The organism is Streptococcus sp. NM (assembly GCF_003390135.1).
Lineage (GTDB): Bacteria > Bacillota > Bacilli > Lactobacillales > Streptococcaceae > Streptococcus.
Window position 1 is genome coordinate 405,137 of sequence record NZ_QUOS01000001.1, and the last position, 14,301, is coordinate 419,437.

Here is a 14,301-nt window from a genome sequence, read left to right on the forward strand (position 1 = left end):
GCAGGGGATTCTTTTAATTTCTTTTAATCTTAGCAAGTGCAAGATTGAGTGCATAGTGGAGTGTTTTATCTTTGGTAAGAAATAGCGTCAAGAGATAATAGATACCGCAAGTCGCAACAGTCAAGAGTACCATGAGTATCATATTGAGGTTGACTGTATAAGAGTTGATTTGGAAAAGAAATTTAAAAGTGAAATAAATTGGAATGAATCCGAGCGATACAATAGTATAGCGTGTTAAAGTAGTAAATATTTCTTTTAAGTCAAGCAGATGATGCTTCTTGATAAAGTAAATTTCCAGTAGAACAACTACAGTTTCTGCAATAATAGTAGTAGCAATGTAGTACTCTGGTGCAAAAATATTATTGAAATACAAGAGACTGTTGAGTAGGATATTAGCTCCGCCACCAATAAAGTAAAAGGCTGTTAAACGATTTTCGTGGTCGTTGATGAAGATAATTTGTTTACCGAGAATCAACTCAATAGCCCAAATGATAGTTCGAAAGGCGAAGACACTAGTCACAATACCAGCTTCAAGGTATTTTTCAGAAGAGTAGATGACTGCAGCGTAGTTTCCTAATACCATCATCCCAATACTGGTTGGAATGATAAGAAAATAAAAGAGGGCGGCTCCTTGGTTTAGAAGATTTTTATAAGATTCGTAGTCTTTCTTACCGAGATAGTAGCCGAGACGTGGAATACTGACGTTGATAGCTCCACTCAGGACACTGGCAATCAACATGACGATGCTAGAAGCAATGGTATAATAAGAAATGTAGTTTTCATCAGGTCCTTTGGTGATAAACATTCTATCAAGTAAGGTGTAGAGCATATTGGCATTAGCTAGAAGCAACATGGTCAAGAGTGGCTTAGATGCTTTGATTAATTCCATGAGACCAATTTTGACAAAGGAAACTTCTCTCTTGATCCAAAGAAAACTGAGCAGGTAGTTGAGGATAGTTGTCGCACTCATGACGATGGCATAAGGAACGATATCATCTGCAGTTTTAACAAAGGTAAAGATAGCAACCAGCATGGCAATCCGAATAATCAATGTCTTGTAAAGGATGAAGGCATAGTTTTCATAAGCCTCGTTCATCCACTCGATATAAAGGAATTGGAAGAGAGCCTGGACACCAAGTATATAGTAGAGTTCTTTCAAATTTTCAATACTATTATCTAGGTAAATAAACAAAAAATAGATACTTGTTGTAAGGACAGAAGTAATTACAGATATATAGAATAACTTGGAGAAGACATAATTAATCTTATCTTTGTCGTCCTTGACCTTACTGATAGCTCGAATTCCGTAGTTATAGATTCCAAATGCGGCTAAAGGAATGACAAAGCTAGCCCAGGTATTGGCGGTATTGAAATAACCGTAGTTGGATTTGCTGAGAATCCGCGTCAGATAAGGATTGGTTATCAGAGGAAAAACGATATTGAGAACATTGACTAGTAAGCTAGCCAGTGCATTAACTTTTATATTTTTCATTGTACTTTCTTTCTTTCTTGTATTGTAAAATGGTCTCTAGTATTATATCACATTCTCGCTTCATTCTTTTGATAAAATCGTAAAAATCTAGTATAATAGATAGAACTGAAAGTATGAGGTTACTAGCAATGAAAATGAAACAAATCAGTGATACAACTTTAAAAATCACGATGTCTTTAGAAGATTTGATGGATCGAGGGATGGAGATTGCTGACTTTCTCGTTCCTCAAGAAAAAACAGAAGAGTTCTTTTATGCCATCTTGGATGAGTTAGAGATGCCTGATAGCTTTTTGGATACAGGTATGTTGAGCTTCCGTGTGACTCCAAAACCTGATAAGGTAGATGTCTTTGTAACTAAATCAAAGATTGACCAAAATCTAGATTTTGAAGATTTATCGGATTTGCCAGACATGGAAGAATTGGCTCAAATGTCGCCAGATGAATTTATCAAAACTTTGGAAAAAAGTATCGCAGACAAAACAAAGGATGATATCGAAGCCATTCAATCTCTAGAGCAAGTCGAAGCCAAGGAAGAAGAGCAGGAGCAGGCTGAACAAGAAGCTGAGAGCAAGAAAGAACCTTATATCTACTATATCCTTTCTTTTGCTAAGTTGGCTGACTTGGTGTCTTTTGCTAAGACAGTGACTTTTGAGATGGAAACTTCTGAACTCTACAAGATGAATGAGCGCTATTATTTGACCATTTTAGTGGATATTGAAAATCATCCAAGTCCATATCCAGCTTGGCTTTTGGCCCGTATGCGCGAGTTTGCGGAAGATAGTGACATCAGTCGCTCAGTCTTGCAGGAGTACGGTCAAGTCTTGATCAATCACGATGCAGTGCTCAATCTGCAAAAGATTGGATAATCATTTCTGGAAAGCTATTTCTAGATTTTAAGAAGAGCGAATCATCGGATTCGTTTTTTTCTAGACTGAAATAGTGATTTACTATAATAGGAATTTTCACAAAATTCTGTTATAATGGCTATATTAGAAAATTTCGAGGAGACAAACATGACAGTTAAAATTGCTTTACTAGGATTTGGTACCGTTGCAAGTGGTGTGCCTTTCCTCCTAAAGGAAAATGGAGAAAAAATCAATCAATCAGCACATTCAGAGATTGAAGTTGCTAAGGTGTTGGTCAAGGATGAAGATGAAAAGAATCGCTTGCTTGCAGCAGGGAATGACTTTAACTTTGTAACCAATGTGGATGATATTTTGTCAGATCAAGACATTACGATCGTAGTGGAATTGATGGGGCGTATCGAACCAGCTAAAACCTTTATCACTCGTGCCTTGGAGGCTGGAAAACACGTTGTGACTGCTAACAAGGACCTTTTGGCTGTCCATGGTGCAGAATTGTTAGAAATCGCTCAAGCTAATAAGGTAGCACTTTACTACGAAGCAGCAGTAGCTGGTGGGATTCCAATTCTTCGTACTTTAGCAAATTCCTTGGCTTCTGATAAAATCACGCGCGTGCTTGGAGTAGTCAACGGAACTTCCAACTTTATGATGACCAAGATGGTGGAAGAAGGCTGGTCTTACGATGATGCTCTTGCGGAAGCACAAAGACTAGGTTTTGCAGAAAGTGACCCGACAAATGATGTAGATGGGATTGATGCAGCCTACAAGATGGTTATTTTGAGCCAATTTGCTTTTGGTATGAAGGTTGCATTTGACGATGTAGCCCACAAGGGAATCCGCAACATCACACCAGAAGACGTAGCTGTAGCTCAAGATCTTGGCTATGTAGTGAAATTGGTTGGTTCTATCGAGGAAACTCCTTCAGGTATTGCTGCAGAAGTAACGCCGACCTTCCTTCCTAAAGCACACCCACTTGCCAGTGTAAATGGGGTAATGAACGCTGTCTTTGTAGAATCTATCGGTATTGGTGAGTCTATGTACTACGGACCAGGTGCTGGTCAAAAACCAACTGCAACAAGTGTTGTGGCGGATATTGTCCGTATCGTTCGTCGCCTGAATGATGGTACCATTGGCAAAGACTTCAACGAATACAGCCGTGACTTGGTCTTGGCAAATCCTGAAGATGTCAAAGCAAACTACTACTTCTCAATCTTGGCTCCAGACTCAAAAGGTCAGGTCTTGAAGTTGGCTGAAATCTTTAATGCCCAAGATATTTCCTTCAAGCAAATCCTTCAAGATGGAAAAGAAGGTGACAAGGCGCGTGTCGTGATCATCACACACAAGATTAATAAAGCCCAGCTTGAAAATGTCTCAGCTGAATTGAAGAAGGTTTCAGAATTCGACCTCTTGAATACCTTCAAGGTGCTAGGAGAATAAGATGAAGATTATTGTACCTGCAACCAGTGCCAATATCGGGCCAGGTTTTGACTCGGTCGGTGTAGCTGTAACCAAGTATCTTCAAATTGAGGTCTGCGAAGAACGAGAAGAGTGGTTGATTGAACACCAGATTGGCAAATGGATTCCTCATGACGAGCGTAATCTCTTACTAAAAATTGCTTTACAAATTGTACCAGACTTGCAACCAAGACGCTTGAAAATGACCAGTGATGTTCCCTTGGCGCGTGGTTTGGGTTCTTCCAGCTCGGTTATTGTAGCTGGGATTGAATTAGCTAACCAACTTGCAAATCTTAATTTAACTGATCACGAAAAACTGCAGTTAGCAACTAAGATTGAGGGACATCCTGACAATGTGGCACCCGCCATCTATGGTAATCTCGTTATTGCAAGTTCCGTTGAAGGGCAAGTTTCAGCTATTGTAGCAGACTTCCCAGAGTGTGATTTCCTAGCCTACATTCCAAACTATGAATTGCGTACTCGAGACAGCCGTGGCGTCTTACCTAAGAAATTGTCTTACAAGGAAGCTGTTGCAGCTAGTTCTATCGCCAATGTAGCGGTTGCGGCCTTGTTGGCAGGAGACATGGTGACCGCTGGGCAAGCAATCGAGGGAGACCTCTTCCACGAGCGCTATCGTCAGGACTTGGTGAGAGAATTTGCGACGATTAAGCAAGTAGCCAAAGAAAATGGTGCCTATGCAACCTACCTCTCTGGTGCTGGGCCGACAGTTATGGTTTTGGCTTCTCATGACACGATGCCAACGATTAAGGCAGAATTGGAAAAGCAACCTTTCAAAGGAAAACTTCATGACTTGAAAGTTGATAACCAAGGTGTCCGTGTCGAAGCAAAATAAAGAATAGAAGATAGGATGGGGAAACTCTCGACCAGAGGGCTTCCTGTCCTTTTTTTGAAAAGAAGTTTATACTCAATGAAAATCAAAGAGCAAACTAGGAAGCTAGCCGCAGGCTGCTCAAAACAGTGTTTTGAGGTTGTGGATAGAACTGACGAAGTTAGCTCAAAATACTGTTTTGAGGTTGCAGATGTAAGCTGACGTGGTTTGAAGAGATTTTCGAAGAGTATTAGTTAAAAACTTGATAAAGGAGAAATAAAGATGGCAGAAATTTATCTAGCAGGTGGTTGTTTTTGGGGTATAGAGGAATATTTTTCACGCATTTCTGGAGTATCAGCAACCAGTGTTGGCTACGCTAATGGTCAAGTCGAAACGACCAATTACCAGTTGCTCAAAGAAACAGACCATGCAGAAACGGTTCAAGTAATTTACGATGAGAAGGCAGTGTCACTCAGAGAGATTTTGCTTTATTATTTCCGTGTTATCGATCCTTTATCTATCAATCAACAAGGGAATGACCGTGGTCGCCAATATAGAACTGGGATTTATTACCAAGATGAAGCAGACTTGCCAGCTATCTACACAGTGGTGCAGGAGCAGGAGCGCATGCTTGGTCGAAAGATTGCAGTAGAGGTGGAGAAACTTCGCCACTATATTTTAGCTGAAGATTACCACCAAGACTATCTTAAGAAGAATCCTTCAGGTTACTGTCATATCGATGTGACCGATGCTGAGAAGCCATTGATTGATGCCTCTAACTATGAAAAGCCTAGTCAAGAATTAAAGGAAAGCTTAACTGAAGAGTCCTATCGTGTCACCCAAGAAGCTGCTACAGAGGCTCCATTTACCAATGCCTATGACCAAACCTTTGAAGAAGGTATTTATGTAGACATCACGACAGGTGAGCCACTCTTTTTTGCCAAGGATAAGTTTGCCTCAGGTTGTGGTTGGCCAAGTTTTAGCCGTCCGATTTCCAAGGAATTGATTCATTATTACAAGGATCTCAGCCATGGGATGGAGCGAATCGAGGTTCGTTCTCGGTCGGGGAATGCTCACTTGGGTCATGTTTTCACAGATGGGCCTCGTGAGTTAGGTGGCCTCCGTTACTGTATCAATTCTGCTTCCCTGCGCTTTGTGGCCAAGGATGAGATGGAAGAAGCAGGATATAGCTATCTACTGCCTTACTTAAACAAATAAAACAGAGAGGGTGGGTGCTTCCCACTCTCTTCATTTCCAGAATACGAATAGAAGGGATTTATGAAACACCTATTATCTTACTTTAAACCCTACATCAAGGAATCAATTTTAGCACCCTTGTTCAAGTTACTAGAAGCTGTGTTTGAGCTCTTGGTTCCCATGGTGATTGCTGGGATTGTTGACCAATCCTTGCCCCAGAAAAATCAAGGTCATCTCTGGATGCAGATTGGTTTGCTCCTTATCTTTGCAGTAATTGGTGTTGTAGTGGCCTTAATAGCCCAGTTCTACTCAGCTAAGGCTGCGGTGGGTTTTGCCAAGGAATTGACAAACGACCTCTATCGTCATATTCTATCTTTACCTAAGGACAGTAGAGACCGTTTGACAACTTCTAGCTTGGTCACTCGCTTGACTTCGGATACCTACCAGATTCAGACTGGTATCAATCAATTCCTGCGTCTCTTTTTACGAGCGCCTATTATCGTTTTTGGTGCCATTTTTATGGCTTATCGAATCTCAGCTGAGCTGACTCTCTGGTTTTTGGTCATGGTTGTGATTCTGACAATCGTTATTGTAGGCCTTTCTCGGTTAGTCAATCCTCTCTACAGCAGCCTGAGAAAGAAAACGGATCAACTAGTTCAGGAAACACGCCAGCAAATACAAGGGATGCGGGTTATTCGTGCTTTTGGTCAAGAAAAACGAGAGTTACAAATTTTTCAAACCCTTAACCAAGTCTATGCTAGATTACAAGAAAAGACAGGTTTCTGGTCTAGTTTATTAACACCTCTAACCTATCTGATTGTTAATGGAACCCTCCTAGTCATTATCTGGCAGGGATATGTTTCTATTCAAGGAGGATTGCTCAGTCAAGGGGCCCTCATTGCCCTTATCAACTATCTCCTACAGATTTTGGTGGAATTGGTCAAATTAGCTATGCTAATCAATTCTCTCAACCAGTCCTATATCTCTGCTAAGCGAATCGAGGAAGTCTTTGCTGAGGCTCCAGAGGATATCCATTCAAAATTAGAACAAAAGCAAGCTACCAGTGATCAGGTTTTACAAGTTCAAGAACTGACCTTTACCTATCCTGATGCGGCCCAGCCTTCTTTGAGAGACATTTCCTTTGATATGACTCAAGGGCAAATCCTTGGTATCATTGGGGGAACAGGTTCTGGTAAATCAAGCTTGGTGCAAGTCTTACTTGGAATTTACCCAGCAGACAAGGGGAGCATTTACCCTTATCGAGATGGATCTAGTCCTCGTAATCTTGAGCAGTGGCGGTCTTGGATTGCCTATGTGCCCCAAAAAGTCGAACTCTTTAAGGGAAGCATTCGTTCCAACTTGACTCTGGGTTTCAATCACGAAGTAACGGACCAAGAACTTTGGCAGGCCTTGGAAATTGCACAAGCCAAGGATTTTGTCAGTGAAAAGGAAGGACTTTTAGATGCTCTAGTTGAGACAGGAGGTCGAAATTTCTCAGGTGGACAAAAACAAAGGCTGTCTATTGCTCGCGCAGTCTTGCGTCAGGCTCCATTTCTCATCCTAGATGATGCAACCTCGGCACTGGACACCATTACCGAGTCCAAGCTCTTGAAAGCTATCCGAGAAAATCTGCCAAATACCAGTTTAATCTTGATCTCTCAACGAACCTCGACTTTACAGATGGCTGACCAGATTCTCCTCTTAGAAAAAGGAGAGCTCCTAGCTATCGGCAAGCACGAGGACTTGATGAAATCCAGTCAAGTTTATCGCGAAATCAATGCATCCCAACATGGTAAGGAGGACTAGTATGAGACGACAAACTGCAAACCAGACGCTCAAACGTTTGGCAAAAGATTTAGCAAGTCATCCCTTCCTCCTTTTCCTAGCCTTTCTAGGAACTATTGCCCAGGTTGCCTTATCAATTTATCTTCCTATCTTGATTGGGCAGGTCATTGACCAAGCCATGGTGGCTGGTTCTTCATCAGTTTTTTGGCAGATTTTTCTCCAAATGATCTTGGTGGTCATAGGAAATACCCTTGTGCAGTGGGTCAATCCTCTCCTCTATAATCGCCTAATCTTTTCTTATACCAGAGACTTGCGAGAGCGAATCATCCATAAGCTCCATCGTTTACCGATTGCCTTTGTGGATCGTCAAGGAAGTGGAGAAATGGTCAGTCGTGTAACCACGGACATCGAACAGTTGGCAGCTGGCTTGACCATGATTTTTAACCAATTTTTCATTGGTGTCTTGATGATTTTTGTTAGTATTCTAGCCATGCTTCAGATTCATCTCCTCATGACTCTCTTAGTCTTGCTGTTGACGCCACTGTCTATGGTGATTTCACGCTTTATTGCCAAACGCTCCTATCATCTCTTCCAGAAGCAAACAGAGACGAGGGGGATTCAGACTCAGTTGATTGAAGAATCGCTTAGCCAGCAGACTATTATCCAGTCTTTCAATGCTCAGACAGAGTTTATCCAAAGACTGCATGAGGCGAATGCCAACTACGCAGGCTATTCTCAGTCAGCCATCTTTTATTCCTCAACGGTTAATCCTTCAACTCGCTTTGTCAATGCGCTGATTTATGCGCTTTTGGCTGGAGTGGGAGCTTATCGTATCATGATGGGATCCACCTTGACTATCGGACGTTTAGTGACTTTTTTGAATTACGTCCAACAGTACACCAAGCCCTTTAACGATATTTCTTCAGTTCTAGCTGAGTTACAAAGTGCTTTAGCTTGTGCAGAGCGTGTCTATGCTGTCTTAGAAAGTCCTGAAGTAGCTGAAACAGGTAAGGAAGTCTTGGCCAGTGACCAAGTCAAGGGAGCTATTTCCTTTAAACAGGTTTCTTTTGGCTACCATCCTGAAAAGATTTTGATTAAGGATTTATCTATTGATATTCCAGCTGGTAGCAAGGTGGCCATCGTTGGTCCGACAGGTGCCGGAAAATCAACTCTTATCAATCTCCTTATGCGTTTTTACCCTATTAACTCGGGAGATATCTTGCTAGACGGTCGTTCCATTTACGAATATACCCGAGCATCATTGAGACAACAGTTTGGCATGGTACTCCAAGAAACCTGGCTCAAGCAAGGGACCATTCATGACAATATTGCCTTTGGAAATCCTGAAGCCAGTCGGGAACAGGTGATTGCTGCTGCCAAAGCAGCCAATGCAGATTTTTTCATCCAGCAGTTGCCACAGGGATACGATACCAAGTTGGAAAATGCAGGAGAATCACTATCTGTCGGTCAAGCCCAGCTCTTGACCATCGCCCGAGTCTTTCTAGCTATCCCTAAGATTCTTATCTTAGACGAGGCGACTTCCTCAATCGATACACGGACAGAGGTGCTAGTACAGGATGCCTTTTCCAAACTCATGAAGGGGCGCACTAGCTTTATCATTGCCCACCGTTTGTCAACCATTCAGGATGCGGATTTGATTCTAGTCTTGGTGGATGGAGATATTGTTGAGTATGGCAATCATCAAGAACTCATGGTTCGAAAGGGCAAGTATTACCAAATGCAGCAAGCTGCAGCTTTTAGCTCTGAATAATCCTTTCTACTTTGAAATCTTATGGACAAAAAAAGTTGTCTTCGGGTGACTTTTTTGTTACAATAGCTAGAAAAATTATTTACTGTAAATTGTCTTTTAGAAAAGGAGCCTAGAATGAAAGTCTTTCAGCATGTAAATATCGTGACTTGTGACAAAGATTTCCATGTTTATCTGGATGGAATTTTAGCAGTTAAGGATTCTCAAATCGTCTATGTTGGTCAAGAGAAGTCAGAGATTTTAGAGCAAGCTGTGCAGATTATAGACTATCAGGGGGCCTGGATTATGCCTGGTTTGGTCAATTGTCACACCCATTCTGCTATGACAGGATTGAGAGGAATCAGAGATGATAGCAATCTCCATGAATGGCTCAATGATTATATCTGGCCTGCAGAAGCAGGATTTACTCCAGACATGACTACAAGAGCGGTCAAAGAAGCTCTGACAGAGATGCTCCAGTCAGGAACAACTACCTTTAACGACATGTATAATCCCAATGGAGTGGAGATTGAACGGATTTATCAGGCAGTGAAAACTTCCAAGATGCGGTGTTATTTCTCACCGACTCTTTTTTCTTCAGAGGCAGAGACAACTGCTGAAACTATAAGCAGAACTCGAGCAATCATTGAGGAAATTATTGGATATAAAAATCCAAATTTCAAGGTGATGGTAGCCCCACATTCTCCCTATAGCTGTAGTAGAGACTTGCTGGCAGAAAGCTTAGATATGGCAAAAGAACTGAATATTCCAATCCATATCCATGTGGCGGAGACCAAGGAGGAATCTGGCATTATCCTGAAACGCTACGGAAAACGCCCCCTCACCTTTTTAGAAGAACTGGGTTACTTAGATCATCCGTCTGTCTTTGCTCACGGGGTCGAACTAAACGAGAGAGAAATTGAACGCTTGGCAACTTCTCAAGTGTCTATTGCCCACAATCCTATCAGCAATCTCAAACTGGCCTCAGGGATTGCTCCCATCATTCAACTGCAAAAAGCAGGAGTGGCAGTAGGAATTGCGACAGATTCGGTTGCTTCCAATAACAATCTAGATATGTTTGAGGAAGGACGGACTGCAGCCCTTCTTCAGAAGATGAAAAGTGGGGATGCCAGCCAATTTCCTATCGAAACAGCTCTCAAGGCACTGACAATCGAAGGGGCTAAGGTTCTAGGAATGGAAAATCAGATAGGAAGTCTAGAAGTCGGCAAGCAAGCAGATTTTCTCGTTATTCAACCACAAGGAAAAATTCATCTCCAACCTCAGGAAAATATGCTTTCTCATCTCATCTATGCTGTTAAATCCAGTGATGTTGATGATGTTTATATCGCTGGAGAACAGGTTGTTAAGCAAGGCCAAGTACTAACAGTAGAACTTTAAAAGAAAAATCACGAAAAATTTTAAAAAAAGTTTGCAAAAATCTTGCATTCTTTTTTTTACTATGCTATACTTATATACGGTTTGAAAAAACTGCCTAAGACAGTAGGGGAGCTCGACTCATAAATATCCTACCGAGGACAAAACGTATCATGTAAAAAGAAGCGTATTGTACTTTCGTGTCTAGGTTTGGGCGCGTTTTTCTTTTGAAAAATTTCCCCAAGCAAAATAATAACGGAGGTGAACACACTAATGAGTGAAGCAATTATTGCTAAAAAAGCGGAACTAGTTGACGTAGTAGCTGAAAAAATGAAAGCTGCTGCATCTATCGTCGTTGTAGACGCTCGTGGTTTGACAGTTGAGCAAGATACAGTTCTTCGTCGTGAGCTTCGTGGAAGCGAAGTTGAGTATAAAGTTATTAAAAACTCAATCTTGCGTCGTGCAGCTGAAAAAGCTGGTCTTGAAGATCTTGCATCTGTATTTGTTGGACCATCTGCAGTAGCATTTTCTAACGAAGATGTTATCGCACCAGCGAAAATCTTGAACGACTTTTCTAAAAACGCTGAAGCACTTGAAATCAAAGGTGGTGCAATCGAAGGCGCTGTCGCATCTAAAGAAGAGATTCTTGCTCTTGCAACTCTTCCAAACCGCGAAGGACTTCTTTCTATGCTCCTTTCTGTACTTCAAGCGCCAGTGCGCAACGTTGCTCTTGCAGTCAAAGCGGTTGCAGACAACAAAGAAGACGCAGCTTAATCTTAAGCTACGCAGCGTAGCCTAGCTACGAAAATATATTATAAATTTAAAACATATTTGGAGGAAATAACAATGGCATTGAACATTGAAAACATTATTGCTGAAATTAAAGAAGCTTCAATCCTTGAATTGAACGACCTTGTAAAAGCTATCGAAGAAGAATTTGGTGTAACTGCAGCTGCTCCTGTAGCTGTTGCTGCAGCTGGTGCTGCTGACGCTGGTGCTGCTAAAGATTCATTCGACGTTGAATTGACATCTGCAGGCGACAAAAAAGTTGGCGTTATCAAAGTTGTACGTGAAATCACAGGTCTTGGTCTTAAAGAAGCTAAAGAACTTGTTGACGGTGCACCAGCACTTGTTAAAGAAGGCGTTGCAACTGCAGAAGCTGAAGAAATCAAAGCTAAATTGGAAGAAGCTGGAGCTTCAGTTACTCTTAAATAATAGAGCAACTACATTAGTAGCTTAAAAACATGATTAAACCGCTATTCTTAGGACTAGCGGTTTTTCTTTTTATCTGTCATGGGGCACAAATGGGGCAAAACTATTTATAAATTTTGTCTAGCACGTTTACAACCTTTGATTTTATATTTTTGGTAACGTGCGTGTAAATCTCCATCGTAGTCTTACCATTGTCTTTGTGGCCAACTCTTTGAGTGATTGCTTTTAAAGGAATGTTGTTTTCAGCAAGTGTACTGATCAGTGTATGTCTTAAGATATGCGGGTGCAGTGGTTTGTTGATTGGATTCTTTAAAGTAGCATTGGCATTTTTCATAAGCTTACCAATACTTGATTTATGAATTGGAATGCCATTGGCTGATACAAATATAAATCCCATGTCTTTATAATTCGGATTAGTACTCTTTCTGATTTCATGTAGTTCAATAAATTCTTCAATGATTTCTATCTCTTTTTTGGTCAAGTCTACAACTCTTATAGATGATAAAGTTTTAGGTGTAGTCTTGATACCTTCAGAACCTTTGCGGGTTGGGTCTAAAGTACCATTGATTGTGATAGTCTTGTTTTCTCTATCGTAGTTCTCAAACTTTAAGGCACCAGCTTCCCCGACACGGCAACCGTTCAGTGCCATAAATTCAGCCATACGTGCGACATGGTAGCCCCGATTGTACTTTTTCATGGCCTTAAGAAGCCTTTTTAATTCACTTTGCTCAAGGAACTTATCCTCAATCCGTTCCATATTTTCGTATGTAACAACCTTTTTAGGAAGTCTTACACGCTGAACAGGATTGCTATCAATCAATTCCATATCAAGTGCATAATTAAAGACCATACTTAGCACCGACTTTTGCTTTTTGAGTTTGATATGATTTTCTTCTGAATCCGTGAAAAATTGTTGAGTGAACTTGGCAGTGATATTTTTTATTTTTACGTCAGGCGCAAAAGTCTCTTTGATTTCATCTACAGCATATACCATAGTCTTTATGGTAGAAGGTTTGATTGACTTTTTATGAAGTTCCCACCAGTCGTTTAGAACGTCTGTAAAGAGCATATCAGTAGTAGTCAAGCTTTGTAGCTTTTCTGCTATCTTTTCATCTAGTATCTTTTGTGCTTCTTTTTTTGCACGGGGTGACTTGCTATCAAGCACGATAGATATTTTTTTCATTTTTTCAGTATACGGATCTTTATATCTCTCCGCAAAACGGTATCTACCATTTGGTAGTTCTTCCATCCACATTGATTTTACCTCACTTTTTTGATAAAATGGGTATAGTAAAGAGGGCTTTTTAATGCCTTTTACTATCCTGATTGCCTCACGCTCAGAAGTTTGCCGACCGAGAGCGTGGTTTTTTTTGTTTGTGTAATCAAAAAAGCTGCACAATTATTGTACAGTTGTGACCGAGACAGGAGCTACCTGCCGTATTTTGCACTAGATGAGTTCATCTAGGTAATCCAACTGTATTTTATCAAAATTTCTATTTAATTGTCAAATAAGATAGCGTGCTTTGATTTCATCGCTTAAAATTTTCAGGGGATTTTTTTAAGACTTTCAATTTAATTCGTATCTTGAATGAATCCTTAACTGTACGAAGTCGACCGCTATCCGGATTAATATCTTTATATTCACCACCATAAATTTCAGCATTTTTGATAACTTCATTATTTGAATCTGTTGTTAATCTTAATACTTTTCTATTTTTTGACTTGGTGACATAACCTAAGTGATGACCGCGAACGACAATTTTAACTGCATTAGGGTCAAATTTATTATCAAATTCAGGAATAAACTCTACATCTGGAATTTCAAAAGGCACGTATTTATAAAACCTTTCTTCAAAAATTAATTCCTCTTTAATTTCTTTTGAAGTGTATCCTAAATAAGGGATATCATCTGATTCACTTATGAGTTCTTGACATAAATCTGAGAAAGCTTCTTGACGATAGGATATTCCTTTTACTTTCAGAATAACATCATAAATAGTTTTCTTATCAATTTCTTCTTGTTTTAATCTATTTTCTACTCGAATAGACAATAGTTTATTCAGTTCTTCAATTTCATCCTCTAGATAATCGGTACTAGATTGTCCAGGATAGCTAGCAATCAAGGAGAGTAATACTAAGAAACAAATAATAAATGAGAAGATTGTTAATAATAAATTCCCAATGAGATTGATTAAAAAGATAGAAATAGTCGTCAGAAGTGCTAGAGAGATTATCAAAGTCCTTTGATTTTCCAGTTTACTAATTGTTTTTTTGTGTTGTTCTATTAATTCTTTGATTTCCTCTTCAGTAAGATTAGTAGGAAAATATGACATGTGATCACCTTGAC

Annotated in this window: 12 protein-coding genes and 1 other annotated feature; of the genes, 9 read left to right on the top strand and 3 right to left on the bottom strand. The window is 40.3% G+C overall.

All coding sequences use genetic code 11. The features are described 5' to 3' along the window. Nucleotides 1-13 precede the first annotated feature (13 nt). Nucleotides 14-1,492: an oligosaccharide flippase family protein gene (locus DXN33_RS02110; protein WP_061590072.1), complete on the bottom strand. Its 1,479-nt coding sequence runs from the start codon at nucleotides 1,490-1,492 to the stop codon at nucleotides 14-16. Between the two features lie 128 nt (nucleotides 1,493-1,620). Here DXN33_RS02110 and mecA point away from each other — a divergent pair, with 128 nt between their 5' ends. From mecA to rplL, 9 genes are all read left to right on the top strand, one after another. After that, the gene (gene mecA, locus DXN33_RS02115) at nucleotides 1,621-2,358 is read left to right on the top strand and encodes an adaptor protein MecA (RefSeq protein WP_115904209.1); all 738 of its coding nucleotides are present in this window, start codon (nucleotides 1,621-1,623) and stop codon (nucleotides 2,356-2,358) included. 147 nt (nucleotides 2,359-2,505) lie between these two features. After that, the gene (locus DXN33_RS02120; RefSeq protein WP_033677534.1) at nucleotides 2,506-3,792 is read left to right on the top strand and encodes a homoserine dehydrogenase; all 1,287 of its coding nucleotides are present in this window, start codon (nucleotides 2,506-2,508) and stop codon (nucleotides 3,790-3,792) included. 1 nt (nucleotide 3,793) lies between these two features. Next, complete coding sequence (thrB, locus tag DXN33_RS02125; protein WP_115904210.1) at nucleotides 3,794-4,663, top strand: homoserine kinase; 870 nt, start codon at nucleotides 3,794-3,796, stop codon at nucleotides 4,661-4,663. A gap of 258 nt (nucleotides 4,664-4,921) precedes the next feature. Continuing rightward, the gene (gene msrB, locus DXN33_RS02135; RefSeq protein WP_115904212.1) at nucleotides 4,922-5,857 is read left to right on the top strand and encodes a peptide-methionine (R)-S-oxide reductase MsrB; all 936 of its coding nucleotides are present in this window, start codon (nucleotides 4,922-4,924) and stop codon (nucleotides 5,855-5,857) included. Between the two features lie 60 nt (nucleotides 5,858-5,917). Further along, nucleotides 5,918-7,642, top strand: coding sequence for an ABC transporter ATP-binding protein (locus DXN33_RS02140; protein ID WP_115904213.1), 1,725 nt, complete (start codon nucleotides 5,918-5,920; stop codon nucleotides 7,640-7,642). A 1-nt stretch (nucleotide 7,643) separates the two neighbouring features. Further along, nucleotides 7,644-9,392, top strand: coding sequence for an ABC transporter ATP-binding protein (locus tag DXN33_RS02145; RefSeq protein ID WP_115904214.1), 1,749 nt, complete (start codon nucleotides 7,644-7,646; stop codon nucleotides 9,390-9,392). A gap of 114 nt (nucleotides 9,393-9,506) precedes the next feature. Beyond that, on the top strand, nucleotides 9,507-10,766 hold the full coding sequence (locus tag DXN33_RS02150) for a TRZ/ATZ family protein (RefSeq protein ID WP_115904215.1): 1,260 nt from the start codon (nucleotides 9,507-9,509) through the stop codon (nucleotides 10,764-10,766). Between the two features lie 75 nt (nucleotides 10,767-10,841). Further along, nucleotides 10,842-10,977 (top strand) — a sequence feature (ribosomal protein L10 leader region). A gap of 38 nt (nucleotides 10,978-11,015) precedes the next feature. Then, on the top strand, nucleotides 11,016-11,516 hold the full coding sequence (gene rplJ, locus DXN33_RS02160) for a 50S ribosomal protein L10 (RefSeq protein WP_001287277.1): 501 nt from the start codon (nucleotides 11,016-11,018) through the stop codon (nucleotides 11,514-11,516). Between the two features lie 72 nt (nucleotides 11,517-11,588). After that, the gene (gene rplL, locus DXN33_RS02165) at nucleotides 11,589-11,957 is read left to right on the top strand and encodes a 50S ribosomal protein L7/L12 (protein WP_001196965.1); all 369 of its coding nucleotides are present in this window, start codon (nucleotides 11,589-11,591) and stop codon (nucleotides 11,955-11,957) included. Nucleotides 11,958-12,057: 100 nt separating this feature from the next. Here the strand turns inward: rplL and DXN33_RS02170 are convergent, their stop codons facing one another. Beyond that, entirely contained in the window at nucleotides 12,058-13,203 is a 1,146-nt protein-coding gene (locus DXN33_RS02170) for a site-specific integrase (protein WP_258864216.1), read from the bottom strand. 280 nt (nucleotides 13,204-13,483) lie between these two features. Next, nucleotides 13,484-14,287 (bottom strand): hypothetical protein, encoded by an 804-nt coding sequence (locus tag DXN33_RS02175; protein ID WP_115904217.1) that lies wholly within the window; start codon nucleotides 14,285-14,287, stop codon nucleotides 13,484-13,486. Nucleotides 14,288-14,301: the final 14 nt, after the last annotated feature.